General features: G+C 61.1%; 26 protein-coding genes. 15 read left to right on the top strand and 11 right to left on the bottom strand.

Annotation, left to right across the window (positions count from 1 at the left end; all coding sequences use genetic code 11):
- The first annotated feature begins 107 nt into the window (after positions 1 to 107).
- Both quiC and BLO97_RS25585 read left to right on the top strand, forming a co-directional pair.
- Complete coding sequence (gene quiC / locus BLO97_RS25590; protein WP_063324269.1) at positions 108 to 2009, top strand: 3-dehydroshikimate dehydratase QuiC; 1902 nt, start codon at positions 108 to 110, stop codon at positions 2007 to 2009.
- 103 nt (positions 2010 to 2112) lie between these two features.
- On the top strand, positions 2113 to 2790 hold the full coding sequence (locus BLO97_RS25585) for a TetR/AcrR family transcriptional regulator (RefSeq protein ID WP_063324270.1): 678 nt from the start codon (positions 2113 to 2115) through the stop codon (positions 2788 to 2790).
- Positions 2791 to 2906: 116 nt separating this feature from the next.
- Here the strand turns inward: BLO97_RS25585 and BLO97_RS25580 are convergent, their stop codons facing one another.
- From BLO97_RS25580 to BLO97_RS25565, 4 genes are all read right to left on the bottom strand, one after another.
- Positions 2907 to 3758 (bottom strand): shikimate dehydrogenase, encoded by an 852-nt coding sequence (locus BLO97_RS25580; protein ID WP_371856981.1) that lies wholly within the window; start codon positions 3756 to 3758, stop codon positions 2907 to 2909.
- A 5-nt stretch (positions 3759 to 3763) separates the two neighbouring features.
- On the bottom strand, positions 3764 to 4204 hold the full coding sequence (gene aroQ, locus BLO97_RS25575; protein WP_003205806.1) for a type II 3-dehydroquinate dehydratase: 441 nt from the start codon (positions 4202 to 4204) through the stop codon (positions 3764 to 3766).
- A 287-nt stretch (positions 4205 to 4491) separates the two neighbouring features.
- On the bottom strand, positions 4492 to 5571 hold the full coding sequence (gene trmA / locus BLO97_RS25570) for a tRNA (uridine(54)-C5)-methyltransferase TrmA (protein WP_092149906.1): 1080 nt from the start codon (positions 5569 to 5571) through the stop codon (positions 4492 to 4494).
- Entirely contained in the window at positions 5568 to 6863 is a 1296-nt protein-coding gene (locus tag BLO97_RS25565; RefSeq protein WP_092348851.1) for an NCS2 family permease, read from the bottom strand. Before BLO97_RS25565 ends, trmA begins: the two co-directional genes overlap by 4 nt.
- A 204-nt stretch (positions 6864 to 7067) precedes the next feature.
- On the opposite strand from BLO97_RS25565, the gene BLO97_RS25560 reads away from it, so the two are divergent.
- Both BLO97_RS25560 and BLO97_RS25555 read left to right on the top strand, forming a co-directional pair.
- Complete coding sequence (locus tag BLO97_RS25560; protein ID WP_092348847.1) at positions 7068 to 7523, top strand: DUF4879 domain-containing protein; 456 nt, start codon at positions 7068 to 7070, stop codon at positions 7521 to 7523.
- Between the two features lie 78 nt (positions 7524 to 7601).
- Positions 7602 to 8168, top strand: coding sequence for a DJ-1 family glyoxalase III (locus BLO97_RS25555; protein ID WP_092348844.1), 567 nt, complete (start codon positions 7602 to 7604; stop codon positions 8166 to 8168).
- Positions 8169 to 8174: 6 nt separating this feature from the next.
- On the opposite strand, the gene BLO97_RS25550 is transcribed toward BLO97_RS25555, so the two are convergent.
- Positions 8175 to 8462, bottom strand: coding sequence for a HigA family addiction module antitoxin (locus BLO97_RS25550; RefSeq protein WP_092149894.1), 288 nt, complete (start codon positions 8460 to 8462; stop codon positions 8175 to 8177).
- A 15-nt stretch (positions 8463 to 8477) separates the two neighbouring features.
- Positions 8478 to 8756: a type II toxin-antitoxin system RelE/ParE family toxin gene (locus tag BLO97_RS32060; RefSeq protein ID WP_092149892.1), complete on the bottom strand. Its 279-nt coding sequence runs from the start codon at positions 8754 to 8756 to the stop codon at positions 8478 to 8480.
- Between BLO97_RS32060 and BLO97_RS25540 the strand changes: the two genes are divergently transcribed.
- The 3 genes from BLO97_RS25540 to BLO97_RS25530 are packed head-to-tail and all read left to right on the top strand — an operon-like array spanning position 8755 to position 12475.
- Positions 8755 to 9276: a (2Fe-2S)-binding protein gene (locus BLO97_RS25540; RefSeq protein ID WP_092348841.1), complete on the top strand. Its 522-nt coding sequence runs from the start codon at positions 8755 to 8757 to the stop codon at positions 9274 to 9276. The two genes, BLO97_RS32060 and BLO97_RS25540, sit on opposite strands and share 2 nt — an antisense overlap.
- Positions 9273 to 10274, top strand: a complete 1002-nt coding sequence (locus tag BLO97_RS25535) for an FAD binding domain-containing protein (protein WP_092348838.1) — start codon at positions 9273 to 9275, stop codon at positions 10272 to 10274. Before BLO97_RS25540 ends, BLO97_RS25535 begins: the two co-directional genes overlap by 4 nt.
- Positions 10274 to 12475 (top strand): xanthine dehydrogenase family protein molybdopterin-binding subunit, encoded by a 2202-nt coding sequence (locus BLO97_RS25530; protein ID WP_092348835.1) that lies wholly within the window; start codon positions 10274 to 10276, stop codon positions 12473 to 12475. Before BLO97_RS25535 ends, BLO97_RS25530 begins: the two co-directional genes overlap by 1 nt.
- On the opposite strand, the gene BLO97_RS25525 is transcribed toward BLO97_RS25530, so the two are convergent.
- Complete coding sequence (locus BLO97_RS25525) at positions 12472 to 13710, bottom strand: MFS transporter (protein WP_092149880.1); 1239 nt, start codon at positions 13708 to 13710, stop codon at positions 12472 to 12474. The two genes, BLO97_RS25530 and BLO97_RS25525, sit on opposite strands and share 4 nt — an antisense overlap.
- Before the next feature lie 534 nt (positions 13711 to 14244).
- Here BLO97_RS25525 and BLO97_RS25520 point away from each other — a divergent pair.
- From BLO97_RS25520 to BLO97_RS25510, 3 genes are read left to right on the top strand one after another with little or no spacing between them, the layout of a single operon-like run.
- Positions 14245 to 15681, top strand: a complete 1437-nt coding sequence (locus BLO97_RS25520) for a cytochrome ubiquinol oxidase subunit I (protein ID WP_092149874.1) — start codon at positions 14245 to 14247, stop codon at positions 15679 to 15681.
- Positions 15682 to 15684: 3 nt separating this feature from the next.
- Positions 15685 to 16692, top strand: coding sequence for a cytochrome d ubiquinol oxidase subunit II (gene cydB, locus BLO97_RS25515; RefSeq protein ID WP_063324279.1), 1008 nt, complete (start codon positions 15685 to 15687; stop codon positions 16690 to 16692).
- A gap of 11 nt (positions 16693 to 16703) precedes the next feature.
- Positions 16704 to 16868: a DUF2474 domain-containing protein gene (locus tag BLO97_RS25510; RefSeq protein ID WP_086936717.1), complete on the top strand. Its 165-nt coding sequence runs from the start codon at positions 16704 to 16706 to the stop codon at positions 16866 to 16868.
- A 43-nt stretch (positions 16869 to 16911) separates the two neighbouring features.
- Here BLO97_RS25510 and BLO97_RS25505 read toward each other — a convergent pair whose 3' ends face one another.
- On the bottom strand, positions 16912 to 18051 hold the full coding sequence (locus tag BLO97_RS25505; RefSeq protein WP_092348832.1) for a methyltransferase: 1140 nt from the start codon (positions 18049 to 18051) through the stop codon (positions 16912 to 16914).
- Positions 18052 to 18233: 182 nt separating this feature from the next.
- Complete coding sequence (locus tag BLO97_RS25500) at positions 18234 to 18947, bottom strand: autoinducer binding domain-containing protein (RefSeq protein ID WP_092149869.1); 714 nt, start codon at positions 18945 to 18947, stop codon at positions 18234 to 18236.
- A gap of 292 nt (positions 18948 to 19239) precedes the next feature.
- On the opposite strand from BLO97_RS25500, the gene BLO97_RS25495 reads away from it, so the two are divergent.
- Positions 19240 to 20016 carry a ferredoxin--NADP reductase gene (locus BLO97_RS25495; protein ID WP_092149866.1) on the top strand — a complete coding sequence of 259 codons (777 nt, stop codon included), beginning with the start codon at positions 19240 to 19242 and terminating at the stop codon, positions 20014 to 20016.
- Positions 20017 to 20036: 20 nt separating this feature from the next.
- On the opposite strand, the gene mscL is transcribed toward BLO97_RS25495, so the two are convergent.
- Complete coding sequence (gene mscL, locus BLO97_RS25490; RefSeq protein WP_003205779.1) at positions 20037 to 20450, bottom strand: large-conductance mechanosensitive channel protein MscL; 414 nt, start codon at positions 20448 to 20450, stop codon at positions 20037 to 20039.
- 282 nt (positions 20451 to 20732) lie between these two features.
- On the opposite strand from mscL, the gene katB reads away from it, so the two are divergent.
- The 3 genes from katB (at position 20733) to radA (ending at position 24384) form a co-directional block, all read left to right on the top strand.
- Positions 20733 to 22274, top strand: a complete 1542-nt coding sequence (katB, locus tag BLO97_RS25485) for a catalase KatB (protein WP_092149863.1) — start codon at positions 20733 to 20735, stop codon at positions 22272 to 22274.
- A gap of 171 nt (positions 22275 to 22445) precedes the next feature.
- Entirely contained in the window at positions 22446 to 22973 is a 528-nt protein-coding gene (locus tag BLO97_RS25480) for an ankyrin repeat domain-containing protein (protein ID WP_256572345.1), read from the top strand.
- Positions 22974 to 23016: 43 nt separating this feature from the next.
- On the top strand, positions 23017 to 24384 hold the full coding sequence (gene radA / locus BLO97_RS25475) for a DNA repair protein RadA (protein ID WP_003185644.1): 1368 nt from the start codon (positions 23017 to 23019) through the stop codon (positions 24382 to 24384).
- Positions 24385 to 24575: 191 nt separating this feature from the next.
- On the opposite strand, the gene BLO97_RS25470 is transcribed toward radA, so the two are convergent.
- The gene (locus BLO97_RS25470; protein WP_063324284.1) at positions 24576 to 24932 is read right to left on the bottom strand and encodes a PilZ domain-containing protein; all 357 of its coding nucleotides are present in this window, start codon (positions 24930 to 24932) and stop codon (positions 24576 to 24578) included.
- Positions 24933 to 25089: 157 nt separating this feature from the next.
- Here BLO97_RS25470 and BLO97_RS25465 point away from each other — a divergent pair.
- On the top strand, positions 25090 to 25626 hold a 537-nt coding region (locus BLO97_RS25465; RefSeq protein ID WP_305882572.1), incomplete at its 3' end, for a carbon starvation CstA family protein.

The raw sequence follows: 25626 nt of genomic DNA, 5'->3' as shown, positions 1-25626 counted from the left end.
ATGGTACATATTGAATTGCTGAAAGAAACCGGCAGCTCAATAATCGGCTGACTCTTTAAAAAGCGGCGCACCTTTTGTAGCCGATGCCTGTCCCGGGAGCCGAAGTCATGCAGCGTTCCATTGCCACCGTGTCGTTGAGCGGTACCCTGCCGGAAAAACTCGAAGCCATTGCCGCCGCCGGTTTTGACGGGGTGGAAATCTTCGAGAACGACCTTCTCTATTACGATGGCAGCCCTCGGGAAATCAGGCAGATGTGCGCCGACCTGGGCATCGCCATCACCTTGTTCCAACCGTTTCGTGACTTCGAGGGCTGCCGCCGCGATCGCCTGTCGCGCAACCTGGAGCGGGCCGAACGCAAGTTCGACCTGATGCAGGAACTGGGCACCGACCTGGTGCTGGTGTGCAGCAATGCCTCGGCCGATAGCGTCGGCGATGAACGGATTCTCATCGATGACCTGCGCCTGCTGGCCGAACGCGCTGGCGCACGCGGCTTGCGTATCGGTTATGAAGCGCTGGCCTGGGGGCGGCACGTGAATACTTATCAACAGGTCTGGAACATCGTGCGTCAGGCCGATCACCCAAGCCTCGGGGTGTTGCTCGACAGCTTCCACACCTTGTCCCTCAAGGGCGATCCGAGCGCGATCGCCGAGATTCCCGGCGACAAGATTTTCTTCGTGCAAATGGCCGACGCGCCGATCCTGGCCATGGACGTCCTGGAATGGAGCCGGCATTTCCGTTGTTTCCCGGGCCAGGGCGAGTTCGACTTGCCGGGTTTCCTGGCGCCGATCATCAAGAGTGGCTACACCGGACCGCTGTCGCTGGAAATCTTCAACGACGGTTTCCGCGCCGCGCCGCCACGGGCCAATGCCGCCGATGGTCTGCGCTCGCTGCTGTACCTGGAGGAGAAGACCCGCCAGCGCCTGGCTGCAGAAGCGCCCTCCATGCGCAATACCGACATCCTGTTCGCCACGCCGCCGGCCAGCGAATACGACGGCATCGAATTCCTTGAGTTTGCCGTGGACGATAGCCTCGGCGCCAAGCTGTCCCATTGGCTGGAGCGGCTGGGGTTCGTCAAGGCCGGCCAGCATCGTTCCAAGAATGTCAGCCTGTTGCGCCAGGGCGATATCAACCTGATTCTCAACAGCGAACCGTATTCCTTTGCCCACAGCTTTTTCGAAGCCCATGGGCCGTCGTTGTGCGCCACCGCCGTGCGGGTAAAAGACAGCGCCAGCGCCCTGGAGCGGGCCGTGGCCTACAAAGGCCAGCCCTATCGTGGGTTGGTAGGCCCCAATGAACTGGAGCTGGCGGCGGTGCGCGCACCGGATGGCAGCCTGATCTATCTGGTGGACCAGCAGGCGGATGTCTACGGCACTGATTTCAATCTGCAGCCGGGCGCGGTCATTGGGGCCGGGCTCAAGCGCATCGACCACATGGCGATGGCGCTGCCGGCCGACAGCCTCGACAGTTGGGTACTGTTCTACAAGAGCCTGCTGGATTTCGAGGCCGACGACGAAGTCGTCCTGCCCGACCCTTATGGCTTGGTAAAAAGCCGTGCGCTGCGCAGCCGCTGCAGTACGATCCGCTTGCCGCTGAACATTTCCGAGAACCGCAACACCGCGATCTCACACGCGCTGTCGAGTTATCGCGGCTCCGGCGTGCATCACATCGCCTTCGACTGCGACGACATCTTCGCTCAGGTCAGTCGTGCCAAAGAGGCGGGCGTACCGTTGCTGGACATTCCGCTCAATTATTACGACGACCTGGCGGCGCGTTTCGATTTCGACGATGAGTTCCTCAGCGAGCTGGCCTACTTCAACGTGTTGTACGACCGTGACGCCCAGGGTGGCGAGCTGTTCCACGTTTACACCGAGCCGTTCGAAGGGCGGTTTTTCTTCGAGATCATCCAGCGCAAGAACGGCTACGTCGGTTATGGCGCCGCCAATGTCGCGGTGCGCCTGGCGGCCATGGCCAAGTCTCGCAGCGGTGGTTTGCGACACGCCAAGTTGTAGGGAAATCGTAAACGTGGCGGTAATGGGCCGTGTCGTGGCTTCCTTCAGTGCACGGTGCGGCCCATAATCGCCAGCCTGTGCAGTGATGGCCGTGAGCCCCGCAATGACTATGAATCCAGAGCTTTCCGCAGCCCTCGACGAACCCGTCGTCGCGCCGCGCAAGAGTCGCAAGAACAACCCGGAGAAGACCCGGGAGAACATTCTTCAGGAAGCCATCGTCGAGTTCGTCCAGCAAGGCCTAGCCGGTGCCCGGGTCGACGCCATCGCCGAGCGCATCCACACCTCAAAGCGCATGATCTACTACTACTTCGGCAGCAAGGAGCAGTTGTACGTCGAGGTGCTGGAAAAACTCTACGGTGATATCCGCACCACCGAGAGCCGCCTGCACCTGGCGGAACTGGCCCCGGTCGATGCGATCCGGCGCCTGGTGGAGTTCACCTTCGACCACCACGATCGCAATGTGGATTTCGTGCGCATCGTCTGCATCGAGAACATCCACAACGCCGAGTACGTGAAACAGTCCGGCGCGATCAAGGCGATGACCAACACCATCCTCGATTCCCTGGGCGTGATCCTGCGTCGCGGTGCCGAAGAGGGTGTGTTCCGTCCCGATCTGCAACCGCTGGATGTGCACTTGCTGATCAGTTCCTTCTGCTTTTACCGGGTGTCCAACCGCCAGACATTCGGTGAGATTTTTCAGATCGATTTGTCGGACGAAGCGATCAAGCAGCGGCATCGGCAGATGGTTTGTGAGTCGGTGTTGCGCTACCTACAGCCCTGAGCCGAACCGAATGTGGAGCGGGCTTGCTCGCGAATGCGGTGTGTCAGTCGACAAATGTGTGACGGACAAACCGCATTCTCGAGCAAGCCCGCTCCCACAGGGATAATCCCCGGGCTTTAGTGATTCATGCTCTGGAAGTGTTCCAGCATCCGCTGTGCATCTGGCGCGACGCCGCTGAACAATTCAAACGCCTTCACCGCCTGGAACACCGCCATGTTGCCGCCATCCAGCGTGCGGCAGCCAAGGGCGCGGGCGTTGCGCAGCAGTTCGGTTTCCAAGGGAAAGTAAACGATTTCCGCCACCCACAATTGGCCGTGCAACAGCTCGACCGGCACCGGCATGCCCGGTAGTTTCGCCATGCCCATGGGCGTGGTGTTCACCAGGCCATCGGCCTCGGCCATGGCGGCGGACAGGTCATGCCCGGCCCGGGCACGACCAACGCCGAAGTGTTGGTTCAGGTTGTTGGCCAAGGCCTCGGCACGACTGACCTCGACGTCAAAAATGCTCAGCGTCTGTACGCCTTCTGCCAAAAGCGCGTGGGCAACCGCCGCGCCAGCGCCACCGGCGCCCATCTGTACCACGCGCCGACGCGCAACATCACCCAGGCCGCGGCGAAAACCCTCGGCGAACCCCAGGCAGTCGGTGTTGTGACCGATGCGCTTGCCATCCTTGAGCACCACGGTATTCACCGCGCCAATGCCCCGGGCCTCGGGCGACAGCTCATCGAGCAGCGGGATGATCGCCTGCTTGCAGGGAAAGGTGATGTTCAGGCCGGTAAAACTCATGCGCTCGGCGGCCTTGAGCAAATCGGCCAAGGCGCCGCTGTCGAGTTTCAGCGCATCGAGGTCGATCAGCCGATAGAGGTAACGCATGCCTTGGGCATCACCCTCATGCTCATGGAGTGCCGGCGTGCGAGAGGCCTGGATGCCCGCGCCGATCAGGCCGGCCAGCACAGTGATATTCGACATGCTCATCAACCCTTCAACCGTTGACTGAAATGTTCAAGGGCCAGGCGATAACCATGGCTGCCAAACCCGCACATCACGCCAATGGCGACGGATGAGACGAAGGAGTGATGACGGAAGGTTTCACGGGCGTGGACGTTGGACAGGTGGACTTCGATGACCGGTACTTCGCTGGCCACCAGGGCATCGCGGATCGCCACGGAGGTGTGGGTCCAGGCCGCCGGGTTGATGACGATACCGGCACACCGGCCACGGGCGCCGTGAATCCAGTCCAGCAGCTCGCCTTCCTGGTTGGTCTGGCGAAATTCCACCGCCAGGCCGAACTCTTCAGCGGCGCGGCCGCACAGTGCCGAGATGTCAGCCAGGGTTTCATGGCCATAAGTCGCCGGCTCGCGGGTGCCGAGCAGGTTCAGGTTCGGGCCGTTGAGCACCAGAACGATCGGAGGCATCGCAATTTCTCCACATTTTTATTGTTGGTGTCGGCCAGGTTTCAGCCGGTGGAGATAAATTGTACTAGATGGTTAATTTGGTCAAATAAAGCCGACGTCATTGGCCATTAAGTGTTCGATGATCGAACATGGACCTCACAGGTCGGTAATTTGGAGACGGAAACTGTGGCGAGGGAGCTTGCTCCCGCTCGGTTGCGCAGCAACCGCAAAAAGCTTGGGGCTGCTGCGCAGCCCAGCGGGAGCAAGCTCCCTCGCCACAGGGTAATCCTTCACCCCAAAAGGAGGGCTTACCGCCGAGTCAGCAACACCCCGGATTCCATATGATGGGTCCAGGGAAATTGATCGAACAACGCGCAACGCGTAATGCGGTGGGTGTCGTGCAGTTGCGCGATGTTGGCCGCGAGGGTTTCGGGATTGCAGGAAATGTACAGGATGTTGTCAAAACGGCGGGTCAGCTCGCAGGTGTCCGGGTCCATGCCGGCGCGGGGCGGGTCGACGAAGACGCTGCCGAATTCGTAGCTTTTGAGGTCGATGCCATGCAAACGACGGAACGGCCGGACTTCGTTCAGGGCTTCGGTCAGCTCTTCGGCGGACAGGCGCACCAGCGTGACGTTATCCACCGCGTTTTCGCTGAGGTTGCTCAGCGCGGCGTTCACCGAGGTCTTGCTGATCTCGGTGGCCAGCACTTTGCGCACACGGGTGGCCAAGGGCAGGGTGAAGTTGCCGTTGCCGCAATACAACTCCAGCAGATCGTCGCTGCGATCGCCCAGCGCCTCGTAGGCCCAGTTGAGCATCTTCTGGTTCACCGTGCCATTGGGCTGGGTGAAGGCGCCTTCGGGCTGGCGATAGCTGAAGGTACGACCGCCCACTTCGAGTTTCTCCACCACGTAGTCATGGCCGATCACTTCGCGCTTGCCCTTGGAGCGGCCAATGATGCTCACGCCCAGGTCGCTCGCCAGCTTCGAGGCGGCGGTGTGCCAATGCTCGTCCAGCGGGCGGTGATAACACAGGGTGATCATCGCATCGCCGGCCAGGGTGGTCAGGAACTCCACCTGGAACAGCTTGTGGCTCAGGGGCGCGCTGGCTTGCCAGGCGGCCTTGAGTTGCGGCATCAATTGGTTGATGCGCAGGCTGGCGATGGGGAATTGCTCGATGAGGATCGGCGTGCGCTTGTCGTCCTGCGAGAACATCGCGTAATGCCGCTCGCCGGCCTCGCGCCACAGGCGGAATTCGGCGCGCAGGCGGAAGTGCTCCAGCGGCGAATCGAACACCGCAGGTTCTGGTGCATCGAACGGTGCCAACAGGTCACGCAAGCGGGTGACCTTGTCCTGGAGCTGAGCGGTGTAGGCGTGGGAATCAAAAGTCATGCGTTGAACCAACCCAACTTGATCACGAACAGGATCGACAGGATGACCAGCGCCGGGTTCAACTCACGGCCACGGCCGGACACCAGTTTGATGGCGGTCCAAGCGATGAAACCGAAGGCGATGCCGTTGGCGATGGAATAGGTGAACGGCATCGCCAGGGCGGTCACCACCACTGGCGCGGCCACGGTGATGTCGTCCCAATCGATTTCCGCCAGGCCCGAAGTCATCAGCACGGCGACGAACAGCAAGGCCGGCGCGGTGGCGAAGGCCGGGACGCTGGCGGCCAGTGGCGAGAAGAACAGCGCCAGCAGGAACAGGATCGCCACGACGATGGCGGTCAGGCCGGTGCGGCCGCCAGCGCTGACGCCCGCCGCCGACTCGATGTAGCTAGTGGTGGTGGAGGTGCCCAGCAGCGAACCGGCCATGGCGGCGGTGCTGTCGGCGATCAACGCACGGCCCATCTTCGGCATGTGCCCGTCCTTGCCCATCAGCCCGGCGCGCTTGGCGACGCCGATCAACGTGCCGGAGTTGTCGAACAGGTCGACGAACAGGAAGGCGAAGATCACGCTCACCAAGCCGATGTCCAGGGCGCCCTTGATGTCCAATTGCAGGAAGGTCGGGGCCAGGGACGGTGGCATGGAGATCACGCCGCCGAACGGCGTGAATCCCATCAGGATCGACACGATGGTGACCGCCAGGATGCCGATCAGCACCGCTCCACGCACTTTCAGCGCTTCGAGGCCGACGATCAGGACGAAGCCGAGGGTCGCGAGGATCGGCGCCGGTTGCTTCAAGTCGCCGAGGCCGACCATGGTCGCCGGGTTTTTCACCACGATGCCGGCGTTGTTCAGGGCGATTAGCGCCAGGAACAGGCCGATGCCAGCGGCAATGGCCGAGCGCAGCGGCAGCGGGATGCTATTGATGATCCATTCGCGGATACGAAAGATCGACAATATGAAGAACAGTACGGCGGAGATGAACACTGCGCCCAGCGCCACTTGCCAGGTGTGACCCATGTGCAGGACCACGGTGTAGGTGAAGAAGGCATTCAGGCCCATGCCCGGTGCGAGGGCGATCGGGTAGTTGGCGATCAGGCCCATGACCGTGGAGCCAATGGCCGCTGCCAGGCAGGTGGCGACGAACACCGCGCCTTTGTCCATGCCGGTTTCACCGAGGATGCTCGGGTTGACGAACAGAATGTAGGCCATGGCCAGGAAGGTCGTGACGCCCGCCAGGATCTCGGTCCGCACGTTGGTGTTATGTGCCTTGAGTTGAAACAGCCTTTCCAGCATGTCTGCTCCCCGTGGCGCGCCCGGCGCCGTGAATGTATCGACCTCAACAGCAAAGCACAGGTCGCCAGCGGCGCCCGGGAATTTTCTGCGGGTCGGAAAAAGCCGCGCATCATACCAGCAGCGTAGCGTTGTGGCTGCGATCGTCGTCGATGTTTTGCCAACGCGCCAAGTGGGCCATACTGCGCGCGGTTCCAGGAGGCCTCTATGTATTGCATGAATAAAAAACTGCTGGCGGCGGTGGGTTGCATGCTGGGTGGGTGGTTGTCCGGGCAGGCCGCCAATGCCGCGTCGGCGCCGCCCTTGAGCGAGGTCAAGGTGCTCAAGGTCGAGTCGCCGGCCTGTGGCTTCGAAGATATCGCGCCAGGGCAGGCGCAGACCCGTTGCGATCACAGCGGGCCGAATATCAAGGTCTACGTGCTGGAGGTCGGCTACGGTCGGCAGCCCAATGTCACGCTGGACGGTTTCGAGGTCGATGGCACTCGCTCGCCGGTGTGTGCGTACAGCAATGGCAATCTCAACGATTGTTCGGCCCAGACCAGAATCGTCGGCTATTTGTACATCTTCGATCTGAAGGGCAAGCAGGAAGGCACCTTCAACTTCAGCAACATTTCGATCAATGCACCGGGCAATCGGATGTCGGCCCAGCTGTACATTAAATGACCTGTCGGCATGACAAGCTGAACGCGGCCCGGCAAACCTGACTAGGCTTCAGGAACCACCCCATCGGAGAGCGCGCCCATGAAGCCTGGAACCAAGCTGCCTCGAGCCCTGATTACGGTCGCCGAAGGTGTCGATGACCTGCAGACAGTCACCCTGATCGACGTGCTGCGTCGAGCCCAGATCGAAGTGGTGGTGGCAAGCATCGAAGGGCGGCGGATGCTCACCTGTGCCCGCGGCACGCGCCTGACCGCCGATGGCATGTTGGTGGACATGCTTGTGCAGGATTTCGACCTGATCGTTCTGCCCGGCGGCATCATCGGTGCCCAACACCTGGCAAACCATCAGCCGCTGCAACAGCTGGTCAAGGACCAGGCCGCCACCGGACGGTTTTTCGCCGCCATCGCCGAAGCCCCGGCCCTGGCGCTACAGGCCTTTGGCGTCCTGCGCCAGCGGCGCATGACCTGCCTGCCGGCGGTGAGCCAGCAACTGTCTGGTTGCAGCTTTGTCGATCAACCCGTAGTGGTGGACGGCAACTGCATCACGGCCCAGGGTTCGGCCGCCGCCCTGGCATTTGCCTTGACGTTGGTGGAACAACTCTGTGGCAAGGGTGTGAGGAGCGTGGTGGCGGCAGAGTTGCTGGCCTGACTGACATCAAGCGTGTTGTGGGAAAGGTTCAATCACAGGCTGCACGCGCTGCTCGGCTTGCCACAAATCGTAATCGGTCTGGACGCCCAGCCAGACCCTGGCCTTGCCGATCCCGGCACGCTCCAGGCGCACAGCCAGGTCGGGGCTGACGGGCGCATGACCATGCAAGATCCGGGAAAGATGAGGCCGGGCGAAACCCAGGTGTCGCGCCAGTTCGGTGACGGTGATACCCAGTTCGGGCAGCACGTCCAACCGCAAGGTTTCGCCTGGGTGTGGCGGATTGTGCATGGGCATGTTCCAGCCTCCTGATCAGTGGTAGTCCAGATAATCGACCAGTTCGATATCGGACCCGATGAAGCGAAAAATGATTCGCCAGTTTCCCATGGGATCGAGTGTAAGGCGATACATTACACTTGATGCGGTATTTTTATACCGCACATGCCAGGCGAATCTGTGCATCCTGCGGTTTACAAGGCTTTGTGGAGCGTCGAAATTGCCTTGAACGCTCACCCCCACCCTGAAGTCGTACCCCTTATGACGGCGGTTTTCCAAAACGCCGCGAGTACGACCAACCGTGAGGTGTTCCATGAGCGCGACCCTGTCCGAAGCGAGGCAGGCGTCCTTCGTCCGTCATCCGATCCATCTGACACTCAATGGCCAGGTGCATGAACTGCAGGTGTTGCCCTGGACTACCTTGCTGGACCTGCTGCGTGAGCAACTGGACCTGGTGGGCAGCAAGAAAGGCTGCGACCACGGCCAATGCGGCGCCTGTACGGTGTTGCGCGATGGCAAGCGGATCAATGCCTGCCTGACCTTGGCGGTGATGTGCGACGGCGCCGAGTTGACCACCATCGAAGGCCTTGCCGGTGACGACGGATTGCATCCCATGCAGCAGGCGTTCATCACCCATGACGCGTTCCAGTGCGGCTATTGCACGCCGGGGCAGATCTGCTCGGCGGTGGGCTTGGCCAACGAGGGTCGGGCGAAGACCCGTGGGCAGATCAGCGAGTTGATGAGCGGCAACCTGTGCCGCTGCGGCGCCTACACCAACATTCGCGATGCCATTGAAGAGGCTCTGCCACTTTGCCGGCAGGGAGGTGATCAATGAATCCCTTCCAATACAGCAAGCCCGACACCGTGCAGGCGGCCGTCGATCTGTCGAGCCCGGTTTCCCGCTTCATCGCCGGCGGCACCAACCTGCTGGACCTGATGAAGGAAAACATCACCCGTCCCGAGCACCTGATCGACATCACCGGGTTGCCCCTGGCGGACCTCAGTGAAACCCCTTCCGGCGGGGTGATGATCGGTGCGCTGGTGAGCAATGCCGACCTGGCCTGGCACCCGTGGATCGAGCGCCGCTATCCGCTGCTGGCCCAGGCCATCCTGGCGGGTGCCTCGCCGCAACTGCGCAACATGGCCAGCACCGGCGGCAACCTGCTGCAACGCACCCGCTGCTATTACTTCTATGACGCGAGCGTACCGTGCAACAAACGCCGGCCCGGCAGCGGTTGCCCGGCCCGGAGCGGTTTGAACCGGATCCACGCGATTTTCGGTGCCAGCGATCAATGTGTCGCCACCCACCCCTCCGACATGTGCGTGGCCTTGGCCGCTCTGGAGGCGGTGGTCCATGTCCTGGGGCGGGGCGGGGCGCGGACCATCGAGTTCGCCGACTTCCATCGCCTGCCCGGCGACGCCCCGGAACGGGACAATCAACTGGCCGACGATGAGCTGATCACCGCTATCGAATTGCCTGCCGTCGGTTTTGCCGAGCATAGCCACTACTTGAAGATCCGTGACCGCGCCTCCTACGCGTTTGCGCTGGTGTCGGTGGCGGCGGCGCTGGAACTGGATGGGCCGGTGATTCGCCAGGCGCGCCTGGCCCTGGGAGGTGTGGCGCACAAACCGTGGCGCGACCGGGCCGTGGAGAGTTGGCTGACCGGGCAGGCCGTCAGCCGCGAAACCTTTACCGCCGCTGCCGACGCGCTGCTGCAAAACGCCGAGCCGCTGGAGCACAACGGCTTCAAAGTCAGACTGGCGCGCCGGGCGATTGTCCGTGCCTTGAGTGACGCCGCATTGGGTTGCGCACCCCAGGGAGGACACGCCTGATGAACGCTCCGAGCAAATCCATAGGGCAACCCCTCGACCGGGTCGACGGCCTGCTCAAGGTGACGGGCCAGGCCCGTTACGCCGCTGAATACCCCGAGGACGGCTTGCTGCACGGCAGCGTCGTCTCCGGTACGGTCGCCCGTGGTCGTGTAGTGCGCATCGATGCGTCCCGAGCCCTGGCACTGCCCGGCGTGGTCGCGGTCATCGACCACACCAACCGGCCGAGGATCGCCAGCTACGACGAGCCCTACCAGGATGCCGATGCGGCGGACGGCTCGCCGTTCCGGCCGTTGTACAACGACCAAGTGCTTTACAGCGGCCAGCCGCTGGCTCTGGTGGTGGCGGAAAACCTTGAGCTGGCCCGGTATGCCGGTTCGCTGGTTGAAATCGAATACGACGCCGAGGCGCATCGGACCGATCTGATCACCTTGCAATATGACGCCCATCCGGCACCGGCCGAACTGCCCAAGCCTCGTGGGAATTTTCAGGGCGAGTACGCCAGCTCCGCGCTCAGCGTGGATGTGTCCTACAGCACGCCGGTCGAACACCACAACCCGATGGAGCCACACGCCTCCACTGTGTTGTATCAGCCTGATGGCAGCCTGCACATCCACGACAAGACCCAAGGCACGCAGAACTGCCAAGCCTATGTGCAAAAGGTCTTCGGCCTGGAGAAAGAACAGGTGCGGGTGTTTGCCGCGTTTGTCGGCGGCGCCTTCGGTTCCGGGCTGCGCCCGCAATATCAATTGCCGTTGGCCGTGATGGCGGCACTGGCCCTCAAGCGCTCGGTGCGGGTCAGCCTGACGCGCCAGCAGATGTTCACCTTTGGCTATCGTCCGCGAACCCTCCAGCGCGTACAGCTAGGGGCGGCGGCCAACGGTCGCTTGCTGGCTGTGGCGCACAGCGCTATCGGCCAGACCTCGCGCTTCGAGGATTTCACCGAGCATGTGATGGAGTGGAGCGGCATGCTCTATCACTGCGACAACGTCGAGCTGACTTACAAACTGGTGCCGCTGGACGTCTACACACCCTTGGACATGCGCGCCCCCGGTGCCGCCCTCGGCTTGATTGGCCTGGAGTGCGCCATGGATGAACTGGCCTGTGCCCTGGCGATCGATCCGATCCAGCTGCGCTTGATCAACTACGCCGAACGCAACGAGAACGAAGGCAAGCCGTATTCCAGCAAGGAACTGCGTGAGTGCTATGCCCAAGGTGCCCATCGTTTCGGCTGGGACAAGCGCAACCCGGAACCGCGCAGCATGCGTGAAGGCCGGCAACTGGTGGGTTGGGGCATGGCCGGTGGTGTGTGGGAAGCCATGCAGCAGAAGGCCAGCGCCCAGGCGTCGCTGGACACCCATGGCAAGCTGACTGTCAGCAGCGCCACCACTGACATCGGCACCGGGACCTACACGGTCATGACCCAGATCGCTGCCGAGGCGTCAGGCGTTTCCCTTGAGGACGTCACGTTTGTCCTGGGGGATTCGTCGTTGCCCACCGCGCCGCTGCAGGGCGGCTCGTTCACCGTATCGTCGGTAGGCACCGCCGTACAGCAGGCCTGTGAAGCACTGAAGGAAAAACTCCTGGCCGTGGCCCGCCAGGCGTGTCCGGCCTTCAGTGGCGCGACCCTTGAGCAAGTGACGTTTGTCGATGGTCAGCTGCGGCTCGGCGAAGCGAGCGTTGCGCTCGCGGAGCTGGCGCAGAAAAGCGGCGAGACGCCGTTGCAAGCCCAGGTCACTGCCGAGCCGGATGCAAAACGCCAGGCCTACGCCACGGCCACTCACTCGGCGGTGTTTGTCGAGGTGCTGGTGGACGAAGACCTGGGGGCGGTGAAGGTCAATCGTGTGGTCAGCGCCATCGCCGCCGGCCGGGTCATCAACCCGAAAACCGCCCGCAGCCAGATTCTCGGTGGCGTGGTGTGGGGCGTCGGCATGGCCTTGCACGAAGAAACCTTGACGGACCACGCCCTGGGTCGCCACATGAACCACAACCTGGCCGAGTATCACCTGCCGGTTAACGCCGACATTGGCGACATTGAGGTGATTTTCGTCGAGGAACATGACGAGATCGTCAATGCGCTCGGGTCCAAGGGCGTCGGCGAAATCGGCGTCGTCGGGGTGGCCGCGGCGGTGGCCAATGCGATTTACCACGCCACCGGCAAGCGGGTGCGGGACTTTCCCATCACCCTCGACAAGTTGCTCTAGGCTTTTGCTTCATCCACGGGTTCGTGCATCCGGTCACGGTTGGCCAGGGTCGGGAACAGCTTGATCCAGGTCCCGGTCACCAGCAGCGTACCGACGCCGCCCATGACCACCGCCGGCACCGTGCCGAACCAGTGGGCGGTGAGGCCGGATTCGAACTCGCCCAACTGGTTCGAGGCGCCGATGAACAGCCCGTTCACCGCGCTGACCCGGCCGCGCATTTCATCCGGTGTTTCCAGTTGTACGAAGGAGGCGCGGATCACCATGCTGATCATGTCCGCCGCGCCCAGCACCACCAGCACCGCCAGGGAAAACCAGAACGAGGTGGAGAGGCCGAAAGCAATGGTGGCGACGCCAAACACGCCTACCGCCGTGAACATCACCCGGCCGACTTTGCGCTCCACGGCAAACCGCGCCAGCCACAGCGACATCAGCAAGGCCCCGACCGCCGGTGCCGAGCGCAACAGACCCAGGCCCCAGGGGCCGGTGAGCAGGATGTCCTTGGCAAACACCGGCAGCAACGCCGTCGCGCCGCCGAGCAACACCGCGAACAGGTCCAGGGAGATCGCCCCGAGAATGTCCGGGCGACTGCGGATGAAGCGAATCCCGGCCAACAACGAATCCAGCGTCGCCTTGCCTTTGTTCAGTGGCGTCTGCCGGGCCGGCAGGTTGAGCATCAGGCAACAGGCGATGATGTAGAGCAGCACCGTCGGCCCATAGACCCAGACACTGCCAAAGGCATAGAGCAAGCCGCCGAGCGCCGGGGCGACGATGGTGGCCGACTGCTGGGCCGATTGCGCGGCGGCCACGGCACGGGGAAACAGCGCAGCCGGCACGATGCTCGGCAGCAGCGCCTGGGTGGTGGGCATTTCGAAGGAGCGGGCGGCGCCCAGCAGGAAGGCGAGGATGAAGATCATCTCCCGCGTGACGTTGTCAGTGGCGCTGCCGATCACCAGCGCCAAGGCAATCATCGCCTGCAATGTCTGGCAGATGGCCGCCACCTTGCGGCGGTCATAACGGTCGGCCACATGCCCGGTGTGGAGCATGAACAGCACGCGCGGGGCAAACTCCACCAACCCCACCAGGCCAAGGTCCAGGACGTTGCCGGTCAGTTGATAGAGGTTCCAGCCGATGGCCACGGTGAGCATCTGGAAGCCACTGGCGGTGAATATCCGGGCCAGCCAGAAGGCGATGAAGGGACGATGGTGACGGAGCAGCAGCGGCGCTTGGCTGGGCATCTAGGGCGGGTCCGGTGAGGAAGGCCACGCGATTATCGCCGAGCTGTAACTGGAAATTACGTCGGGCGGAAAAAATAGTTAGCCAAACATCGATCCGGAACAATGCACGATTTCTGGGGCAAGGGGACTTGTGGCGAGGGGACTATTGTGGCGAGGGGATTTATCCCCGCTGGGTCGCGAAGCGGCCCCCAAGATTTCGCCGACGATGAAATTGGCGAGTGCTGTGCACTCGACGGGGATAAATCCCCTCGCCACAAAGGATTTCCACCAGCGGCAGCTTCTGCGCCCCGCACTGAGACAACCTGTCACGCGACAAACGACCACGCCGTTCATCGACGAGAATGCGGCTACTCTTTGATCATTGCTTGATCCAGATCAATGCCTTTCGGGGCGTTGGGTTGGCGGCCATCCGGCCAGCGTCCTGCGTTGTGACGGTTTTAAAAAAAGAACGATTTGAAAAGCATCGCACTCCATATCCCTGGAGGCTGGTGCAAGCCCCGCCCGCAGCCGGTTTTACCTGACAGAGGAAGACTTATGTTCGGTTTGGAGGCGCTCGATCTCGCCCGAATCCAGTTCGCGTTCACCATTTCGTTCCACATCCTGTTCCCGGCCATCACCATCGGCCTGGCGAGTTACCTGGCGGTACTCGAAGGCTTGTGGCTCAAGACCCGCGACGACACTTACCGCGACCTGTACCACTTCTGGTCGAAGATATTTGCCGTCAACTTCGGCATGGGCGTGGTGTCCGGGTTGGTCATGGCCTATCAGTTCGGCACCAACTGGAGCCGTTTCTCGGACTTCGCCGGTGCGGTGACCGGGCCGTTGCTGACCTACGAGGTGCTCACGGCGTTTTTCCTCGAGGCGGGTTTCCTTGGCGTGATGCTGTTCGGCTGGAATCGCGTCGGCCGCGGTTTGCATTTCTTTTCCACGGTCATGGTGGCGATCGGCACCTTGATCTCGACCTTCTGGATCCTGTCCTCCAATAGCTGGATGCAAACCCCCCAGGGTTACGAAATCATCGACGGCCGGGTGATCCCGGTGGACTGGCTGGCGGTGGTGTTCAACCCTTCGTTTCCTTATCGATTGCTGCACATGTCCACGGCGGCGTTCGTGGCCACAGCGTTCTTCGTTGGCTCGTCGGCGGCCTGGCATTTGCTGCGCGGTCGCGATACCCCGGCCATCCGCCGGATGCTGTCGATGGCGATGTGGATGGCCTTGCTGGTGGCGCCGATACAGGCGGTCATCGGCGACTTCCATGGCCTGAACACCCTCAAGCATCAACCGGCGAAAATCGCCGCCATCGAAGGCCACTGGGAAAACGTCGGTAATGAACCGACCCCGCTGATCCTGTTCGGCTGGCCCGACATGCAAGCGGAAAAAACCAAGTACGCCGTGGAAATTCCTTACCTGGGCAGCCTGATCCTGACCCACAGCCTGGACAAGCAGGTGCCGGCCCTCAAGGAATTCCCGCCTGAGGACCGACCGAACTCGACCATCGTGTTCTGGTCGTTCCGGGTCATGGTCGGCCTCGGCTTGCTGATGATTTTCACTGGGCTGTGCAGCCTGTGGCTGCGCCGCAACGATCGGATCTATCAATCCCGGCCGTTTCTCTACATGGTGCTGTGGATGGGGCCGTCCGGTCTGGTCGCGATCCTGGCCGGCTGGTTTACCACGGAGATCGGCCGCCAGCCGTGGGTGGTCTATGGCTTGATGCGCACGGCCGATGCTTCGTCCGGCCACAGCTTCGCGCAGATGAGCATCACCCTGGTGCTGTTCGTCGTGGTGTATTTCGCGCTGTTCGGCGCCGGCCTGAGTTACATGATGCGTCTGGTGCGCAAGGGGCCGGAGGCCCACGAAACCGAGCCGAGCGACGGTGGCCCGGGTCAGAAACGTACGCCGGCCCGGCCATTGTCGGCCGCCGATGACGGCGACGACATGGACCATAACCAACGCTCGAACAAGGGGAATTGAATCATGGGTATTGATCTTCCGCTGATCTGGGCCGTGGTCATCATCTTCGGCATCATGATGTACGTGATCATGGACGGCTTCGACCTGGGGATCGGCATTCTCTTCCCCTTCGTCAAGGGCGAGCGCGACCGCGACGTGATGATGAACACCGTGGCACCGGTCTGGGACGGTAACGAAACCTGGCTGGTGCTGGGCGGTGCCGGGCTGTTCGGAGCGTTTCCGCTGGCCTACTCGGTGGTGCTTTCGGCGCTGTACCTGCCGTTGATCCTGATGCTCATCGGCCTGATCTTCCGCGGCGTGGCCTTCGAATTCCGCTTCAAGGCCAAGGCTGAGAAGCGTCACCTCTGGGATAAGGCATTCATTGGTGGCTCGCTGACGGCCACCTTCTTCCAGGGTGTGGCGCTGGGGGCGTTCATCGACGGATTCGAGGTGGTCAATCGCCAGTTCGTCGGCGGCTCCCTGGGCTGGTTCACGCCATTCGCGATGTTCTGTGGCCTGGCGTTGATCGCCGCCTATGCGCTGCTCGGCTGCACTTGGTTGATCATGAAGACCGAGGGCAAATTGCAAGAACAGATGCATGACTTGGCCCGGCCGCTGGCGTTCGTGGTGCTGGCGGTGATCGGCATCGTCAGCATCTGGACGCCGCTGGCCCATGCGGACATCGCGGCCCGCTGGTTCACCCTGCCGAACCTGTTCTGGTTCCTGCCGGTTCCGATCCTGGTGCTGGTGACCCTGTACGGATTGTTCCGCGCCGTGGCGCGCAACGCCAACTACACGCCCTTCATCCTGACCCTGGTGCTGATCTTCCTCGGCTACAGCGGCTTGGGCATCAGCCTGTGGCCGAACATCGTGCCGCCGTCCATCTCGATCTGGGACGCTTCGTCACCGCCCCAGAGCCAGGGTTTCATGTTGGTAGGCACACTGTTCATCATTCCGTTGATCCTGGTGTACACCTTCTGGAGTTACTACGTGTTCCGCGGCAAGGTGACCCATGACGACGGTTACCACTGAGGGCGTCGAGCATGGGCAAACCTGACTTGAAAGACATCGAGGCCGCCGAGCGCAAGCCACTCTGGCAGCGGCTCGGCTGGCTGGCGCTGATCTGGGCCGGCAGTGTGCTGGCGCTGTTCATCGTTGCCAGCCTGATGCGGATGTTCATGAATGCCGCGGGCCTGACCACTCACTGATTGCCCTGTGGGAGCCGAGGTGCTTTGCTTGCGCAGGGACGATTTATTTACGGGCTTTGAGGATCACGAACTTCGGCGTGGCGGCCACTTGCTCGACACCACGGAACAATCGCGCCAGTTTGCTGTGGTAACCCAGGTGCCGGTTGCCGACGATGTACAGCGCGCCGCCCACAACCAGTGCTTCGCGAGCCTGCTGGAACATCCGCCAGGCGAGGAAATCGCCCACCACTTGCTGCTGGTGGAAGGGCGGATTGCACAGCACCACGTCCAGTGACTGCGCCTCTTGTCCGGCCAGGCCATCACCGGCCCGCAGGGTCACTTCGCGCTCGCCCAGGGCCGCACGCCAGTTCTCGGCGGCCGATTGCACGGCCATGTACGACTCGTCCACCAGGGTGTAATGGGCCTCGGGGTTTTGCAGGGCACTGGTGATGGCCAGCACACCGTTGCCGCACCCCAAGTCCGCGACCCGGGCCGTCCCGAGGTTTTTCGGCAGATGTGGCAGGAACGCGCGGGTGCCGATGTCCAGGCCTTCGCGGCAGAACACATTGGCGTGGTTGAGCAGCTCGATCTTGGGCTCGTCCAGCCAGTAACGCGTGGGGTAGGGCGATACGATCGGCGCACTGCCTTGTGAAGCGCCGGGTTGTGGCGTAGCAATCAACAGCCGCGCTTTTTTTACCGCCAGGGAGGCCTGCACCGGGCCGATATACCGCTCCAATAAATCGCCAGCGGCCCGGGGCAGGTGCTTGATCATGGCCCCGGCGATCACCTGGGCACCTGGTGCCAGTTGGCCTTGCAGGCGAATCAGCTGTTCCTCCAGCAGGGCCAGGGTTTTTGGTACTTTGACCAGGACACGATCGAATGGGCCAGTCAGTGGCGCGCTGGCGGGCAACGTCGGCACCGCATCGAAGGGGCGGCCGTTGCGCACCAGGTTTTTCTCCAGTGCTTGCAACGCGAGGAAGGAGTCACCGCTGCTGGTGACATCGACCTTGCCGGCCAGGCTGGCCGCCAGGGCACCGAAGCCATCATTGAGCACCAGGACCCGAGTCTGCTCGCTTGGCTGTTGTTCGGCCAGGTACGCGAGCAGGTATTCATCGGCCGCATCGAAGGCTTGCAGTGGTTCGTTCTGCTGTTCGGGTTGGCGGATCAGGTCGAGTTGGGCGAAGGGGCTGTCGAGCAGGGGCATGGCTGGGGACTCTGGAAATCAACGAATGTCCCGCTGCCTGGAGGTAGGTGTCTGTGCGGGACCGCCTGAATGAACGGCGTCGCGTGCAAGAAGCGGCATCATTCAAGTGGGACCGTAAATGGTACGTTTTTTTGTTGCACATTACTCGCGGGTTTTTCAGCCGGGTGGTGTCACTCCACTGTTCAGATCACATGGATTTGGGCTGCTTTTGCCACCGCTGAAATTTTATTGCTGACGTTCAGTTTCCGCATGCAACTGCATACATGGAAATTCACGGTTCGTTCGGAAAGACAGAGAATCCTGCCCACTTCCGACGCGGTCTTGCCTTCGGCAGACCACCTCAACACTTCGATCTCCCTGGGTGACAGGTGGCATTTGGGCTGGACTGCCAGGGCGTCAGACAGTTTTTTGCTGGCGAGTGCGTGCAGCTTTTGACTGGCGAAGATGGCGTAGCCGAGATTTGCATAGTGCTCCTCGATATCAATGGGACAATGGGACCGAGCCAGGCTGAACAGGCTGCAACGTGCCCCTTTGTCATCATGAACGGCTTGGGTCCAGCCATACTTGAGTCCCTGTCGATTAAGTTCTCTCCATAACTTGGGGGCTTGAGCAAAAACAGTCTCATCCCACAAGATGGGGAGTGGTGATTGATTGCAATGTGCTACTAATGGATCGTTCGACGCATAGCCATTTTGTTCATAAAGTCTGTCCCATCCATAAGGGTAGTTATTCAGGTTCACCTTGCTAGTGTGCTTGTCGGGGCTTCCTAGATAGGTTGCAAATGCGCAATATTCAAATCCCTGATTGTTAAAGAAATTCAGGACCAGACGATAGGCCGTCTGCAGGTCCTTCTCGTAGGATAACTTCCTCAATAACAAGTCCTTCCACTTGTCCATCGCTCTCTCCTGGGTTTGATTCGTCCATGCGGATCCAATCCATGATGCGAAATTTGAGTGTAGGACTATTCTTAATTGGTAGTGAGTTTTTTTTAGTTTGCTTACATTTTGAAATGTTTAAGAAGCTAAACTTTTTAGTTGGTTTTTTTACAGTTTTGTGAGTTTTGTATAAGTTAAGTAAAAGATTTTGATGGTCAGACGCTGTTTGTGGCTAAAGTGCCATTACTCGTCATCGGTGGTGGAGACGCTCGCTTTGCGGGACACTGCAAGTCTTGTCCCATTGGAGTGGCTCATGACCGACAGCGCAGAGAAGTTCACCCGCCAAACCCTGCTCGATGTCCAGCCGTTGACGTCTCATTTGTTTACTTTGCGCACGACCCGGGATCGAGGCTTTCGCTTTCGGGCGGGTCAGTTTGCCCGGCTGGGGGTCGTCAGGGCGGATGGAACCACCGTCTGGCGGGCGTATTCCATGGTGTCTTCGCCGTTCGACGAGTTCCTCGAATTCTTTTCCATCGTGGTTCCCGATGGCGAGTTCACCAGTGAGCTCAGCCGCCTGCAGCCGGGGGACGAACTGTTGGTGGATCGCCAGGCTTTCGGCTACCTGACGCTGGATCGCTTTGTCGATGGTCGGGATTTGTGGTTGCTGTCTACTGGGACGGGTGTGGCGCCGTTTCTTTCTATCCTCCAGGATTTCGAGGCCTGGGAAAAATTCGAGCGGATCATCCTGGTGTACAGCGTGCGCGAGGCGCAGGAGCTGGCGTATCAGGCGCTGATCAAGGAACTGCCCCAGCGCGACTACCTGGCCGAGTACGCTCACAAGTTTCGTTTCATTGCGACCGTCACCCGTGAGCAGCATCCGGGGGCGCTCAATGGGCGGATCACCACGCTGATTGAAAATGGCGAGCTGGAGCGGGCGGCCGGCGCAGCGCTGGCGCCGGAGCATTCGCGAGTGATGCTGTGCGGCAATCCGCAGATGATCGATGACACGCGCAAGTTGCTCAAGGCCAGGGGGCTGCAACTGAGCCTGACCCGTCGGCCGGGCCAGGTGGCGGTGGAAAACTACTGGTAGGCTGTCAGTGACTGACTGCCTCAGGGCCGCTCGTTCTGGGCCTTGAGTAGATCGCGAATCTCACTCAGCAGCAGTTCTTCCTTGGTCGGGACAGGAGGCGCGCTGGGGGCTACGGCTTCTTCGCGCTTGAGGCGGTTGATCGCCTTGACGCCCATGAAAATGGCGAACGCCACGATGATGAAGTCGATGGTGCTCTGGATGAATTTACCGTAGGCCAGTACCACGGCAGGCGCATCACCCTGGGCGGCCTTGAGGGTGATGGCCAGGTCACTGAAATCCACTCCACCAATCAGCAGGCCGATGGGAGGCATGACCACGTCGCCAACGAATGACGAAACGATTTTGCCGAAAGCGGCACCGATGATGATCCCGACGGCCATGTCGACGACATTGCCTTTGACCGCGAAGGCCTTGAACTCGCTTAGCACGCCCATGAGCTATTCCTTGTAACAAATGAAAGATGACTGGCAGTGTAAATCAGCCCAACGAGTCCTGCTCGAAACGCCTGCCTACAAAGCTTCAATTATCGACCTGGTCCTGGGTGAAAAGTTTTCAAAGTGCCATCAATCGCGCGTGATACGCGGTTTCAGCCTGGCACCCCACAACGTTTTTTCTATCGACGCGGTACGGCATTTCTATTTAGGTTTTCCTTTTTCGGGCACTAGCCTCTGGATGGCGCACATGGATGCGCTCTATAACATCAGAGGAACACGCCTATGAACACTTCCCTTGGCCACGGGGCTTATTCCCATCGCCGCGCTTTTTTTGTGCTGACCGCGAGCCTTTTGTCCTTGTCTGTCAACGCGGCCACCCTGACCCGGGACAACGGCGCGGCTGTCGGCGACAACCAGAACTCGCAAACGGCAGGCCCCAACGGCCCGACCTTGCTGCAAGACGTGCAGTTGATCCAGAAGCTCCAGCGCTTTGACCGTGAGCGCATTCCCGAGCGCGTGGTGCATGCCCGCGGGACCGGCGCCCACGGTACCTTCACGGTTTCCGACGATCTCAGCGATCTGACCAAGGCCAAGGTCTTTGCCGCAGGCCAGGTCACGCCAGTGTTCGTACGTTTTTCTGCCGTGGTGCACGGCAATCATTCGCCGGAAACCCTGCGCGACCCCCGTGGTTTCGCCACGAAGTTCTACACCGCCGACGGTAATTGGGACTTGGTAGGTAACAACTTTCCGACCTTCTTCATCCGCGATGCCATCAAGTTTCCGGACATGGTCCACGCCTTCAAACCCGACCCTCGGACCAATCTGGACGATGATTCACGTCGCTTCGATTTCTTCTCCCATGTTCCAGAATCGACCCGCACCCTGACCGAGTTGTATTCCAACTCCGGGACACCGGCCAGTTACCGCGAGATGGACGGTAACGGTGTACATGCCTACAAACTGGTTAACGCCAAGGGTGAAGTTCACTACGTGAAGTTTCATTGGAAAAGTTTGCAGGGCCTGAAAAATCTCGATCCGAAAGAAGTTGTGAAAGTTCAGGGTCAAGATTACAGCCATATGACAAATGATCTGGTGAATCATATTAATAAGGGCGACTTCCCGAAGTGGGACTTGTACGTCCAGGTGCTCAATCCACAGGACCTTGCCAAGTTTGACTTCGACCCACTGGACGCGACCAAGATCTGGCCGGGTGTGCCTGAGCGCAAAGTCGGGCAAATGGTCTTGAACCGCAATCCGGCGAATGTCTTCCAGGAAACCGAGCAGGTGGCGATGGCGCCAGCGAATCTGGTGCCAGGCATCGAGCCTTCCGAGGACCGCCTGCTCCAAGGACGGGTGTTTTCCTATGCCGATACGCAGATGTACCGCATAGGCGCCAATGCCCTGCAACTGCCGATCAATGCCCCCAAAGTGGCGGTGAACAACGGTAACCAGGACGGCGCGATGAACCCAGGCAGCACCAGCACCGGCGTGAATTATCAGCCGAGCCGCCTGACGCCGCGTGAAGAACCGCAATCGGCACGCTACAGCCAGGCCGCGCTGAGCGGTAGCACCCAGCAGGCGAAGATCCAGCGTGAGCAGAACTTCAAGCAGGCCGGTGATTTGTATCGTTCGTTCAGCAAGAAAGAGCGTGATGACCTGATCGACAGCTTCGGCGGCTCTTTGGCGACCACCGATGACGAGAGCAAGCACATCATCCTGTCGTTCCTCTACAAGGCTGACCCTGAGTACGGCACCGGCGTGGCTCGTGTCGCCAAAGGTGACTTGGCCCGGGTCAAGGCTCTGGCGGAAAAACTGAGCGACTGACCACCGCCGGCAGGTGCACAACCTGTAGGAGCAAAGCTTGCTCGCGAAGCAGGCGCAGGGGGCTGAAACCAGACTGCGTTGTCTGCATCGCGGGCAAGCCTTGCTCCCACAACCATGGCCCTGCAGTCATATGCCAGAGGAGACGTCACGATGGGTAAATTACTTTTATCGATGCTTGCGATCTGGTCTGTCAGTGTACTGGCCGATCAACCAATGCCCACGGAGCCGGCTGCGGTCCAGGAACAGTTGCAAAACTATTACTTCGACGCCGCTCGCCGCGGCGATGTGCCGATGCTCGAGACTTTTATCGAGGCCGGTTATTCGCTCAATACCCAGGATGAAAAGGGCTACACCGCGCTGATCTTGGCGGCTTATCACGGCCACGGCCCAGCGGTGGAGCGGCTGCTGGCCGCTGGCGCCGATGCCTGTGCCCAGGACAAACGCGGTAACACGGCGCTGATGGGGGCGATTTTCAAGGGTGAAGTGCAGATTGCGCGTCGTTTGCTGTCCACCGATTGCAGCCCGGACCAACGCAACGGTGCCGGGCAGACCGCGGCGATGTACGCCGGTCTGTTCAAGCGTGATGAATTGCTCGATGCCTTGAAGGCCAAGGGGGCGGATCTGCAGGCCCAGGACCCGTTGGGCAATACCCCGGTGGGGCTGGCGAAGGGTGAAATCAGAATGCCGGCCCCGCGCTAGCCACTGCCTGGGCTATCATCGCGGTTTTTCTCCGGGAGTTCAGATGGCCAAGGCAAAGCGCATGTACGGCTGCACCGAGTGCGGCTCGACCTTTCCCAAATGGGCCGGCCAGTGCAGCGAATGCGGGGCCTGGAATACCCTGACCGAAACCATGGTGGAAAGCGGCGGTGCGGCGGCACCCACCGGTCGCACGGGCTGGGCCGGCCAGCAGGCGCAGATCAAGACCCTGGCCGAAGTCAGCGTTGAGGAAATCCCGCGTTTCTCCACCGCGTCCGGTGAACTGGACCGCGTGCTCGGCGGCGGCCTGGTAGACGGTTCGGTGGTGTTGATCGGCGGCGATCCGGGCATCGGCAAGTCCACCATCTTGTTGCAAACCTTGTGCAACCTCGCCACCCGCATGCCGGCGCTGTACGTCACTGGCGAAGAATCCCAGCAACAGGTCGCCATGCGCGCCCGGCGCCTGGGCTTGCCCCAGGACCAGTTGCGGGTCATGACCGAGACCTGCATCGAGACCATCATCGCCACGGCGCGCCTGGAAAAACCCAAGGTGATGGTGATCGACTCGATCCAGACCATTTTTACCGAACAGCTGCAATCGGCCCCGGGCGGCGTGTCCCAGGTGCGCGAAAGCGCGGCGTTGCTGGTGCGCTACGCCAAGCAGAGCGGCACGGCGATTTTCCTGGTAGGCCACGTCACCAAGGAAGGCGCACTGGCGGGGCCGCGTGTGCTGGAGCACATGGTCGATACCGTGTTGTATTTCGAAGGCGAATCCGACGGACGCCTGCGTTTGCTGCGAGCAGTGAAGAACCGCTTTGGCGCTGTCAACGAACTGGGTGTGTTCGGCATGACCGACAGGGGCCTTAAAGAAGTCTCGAACCCTTCGGCGATCTTTCTGACGCGTGCCCAGGAAGAAGTCCCTGGTAGCGTGGTCATGGCAACGTGGGAAGGCACCCGGCCGATGCTGGTCGAAGTGCAAGCGCTGGTGGACGACAGCCACCTGGCGAACCCGCGCCGGGTCACCTTGGGCCTGGACCAGAATCGGCTCGCGATGCTGTTGGCCGTCCTGCATCGACACGGTGGGATTCCGACTCACGACCAGGACGTTTTTCTCAACGTGGTCGGTGGGGTCAAGGTACTGGAGACCGCCTCCGACCTGGCGCTGATGGCGGCGGTCATGTCCAGCCTGCGCAACCGGCCGCTGCCCCATGATCTACTGGTGTTCGGTGAAGTGGGGTTGTCGGGGGAAGTACGGCCGGTGCCCAGTGGCCAGGAGCGGCTCAAGGAAGCGGCCAAGCACGGCTTCAAGCGCGCCATCGTGCCCAAGGGCAATGCGCCGAAGGAAGCACCACCGGGGTTGCAGATCATTGCCGTGACACGCCTGGAACAGGCGTTGGATGCGTTGTTCGAATAACCCTAAAGGCTGTACAAGGCCCTTTGTGAGAATGGACTTATCTGAGGCGAGGGGATTTATCCCCGTTGGGCTGCGCAGCAGCCCTAAAACCTAACAACTCGGTGTGTCAGGTCGATTGCCGTCGCTTGTTTGGGGACTGCTGCGCAGCCCAGCGGGGATAAATCCCCTCGCCACAAGGGATCGGCGTTGATTCAGATATGGATCAACGCCGCCAACTCCCGCTCCAACTCGTCCTGATCGCCCACGTTCAGCGCTACCAGCCGGCGTAGGTGTGCGATGGAGTCCAGGTCAATGTGCTCGCAGGCGAAGCCCAGGTGACCATGGTCATCATGGGCCAAACGAACTTCCATTTTGATCTCAGCATCAGGGCTCAAATGAATATCGGCCATGAAGGGGCGCTCGATATCGCCAAGCCAGGGTTCGGGTTTCTTGATCAGCAACCCCTTCAGGGACAGATCCAGCAACTCTACCGGCCAGATGAACGGGCCCTGGCTCAGCTCGGTCCTGGCATTGAAGTCAACTCGTACGAAGCGGCGACGTTCGCTCATTACGCATTCCCTCTGGAGATTCACTGACTATAGACCCAACTGACGGGACATCGTCACCGTTCGGCCGCCGACAGACGAATGTCGGGTATGGCCTTTGCCCGGGTTAGCGCTAAACTCCAATGGCTGTCTTTCTTGTCACCCTGGCTGGAATATAAAAATGAAAAACAATAATAGCCTGCTGCGCCATCTACCCTGGCTACTGCTGGCCGTCGTAGGAGCGTGCGCCCTGGGCGTCGTGGCATTGCGTCGAGGCGAGGCGATCAACGCCTTATGGATCGTCGTCGCAGCCGTGGCCATCTACTTGGTCGCCTACCGCTACTACAGCCTCTTCATCGCCAACAACGTGATGCAACTCGATGCGCGCCGGGCCACCCCCGCCGTGCTCAACAACGATGGCCTGGACTACGTCCCGACCAACAAACACATTCTCTTCGGCCACCACTTCGCGGCCATTGCCGGCGCGGGGCCGCTGGTCGGGCCGGTGCTGGCGGCGCAGATGGGCTACCTGCCCGGCACGCTCTGGCTGATCGCCGGCGTGGTGCTGGCCGGTGCGGTGCAGGACTTCATGGTCCTGTTCCTGTCCACCCGCCGCAACGGTCGCTCCCTGGGTGACATGGTCCGGGAAGAAATGGGCCGTGTCCCTGGCACCATCGCTCTGTTCGGCTGCTTCCTGATCATGATCATCATCCTCGCG

Origin of the sequence: Pseudomonas sp. NFACC05-1 (assembly GCF_900100135.1) — a bacterium.
GTDB classification, from domain to species: Bacteria; Pseudomonadota; Gammaproteobacteria; order Pseudomonadales; family Pseudomonadaceae; genus Aquipseudomonas; species Aquipseudomonas fluorescens_Q.
The sequence above is the reverse complement of the archived record's forward strand: the minus strand, read 5'-3'. Positions and strand labels throughout refer to the sequence as shown.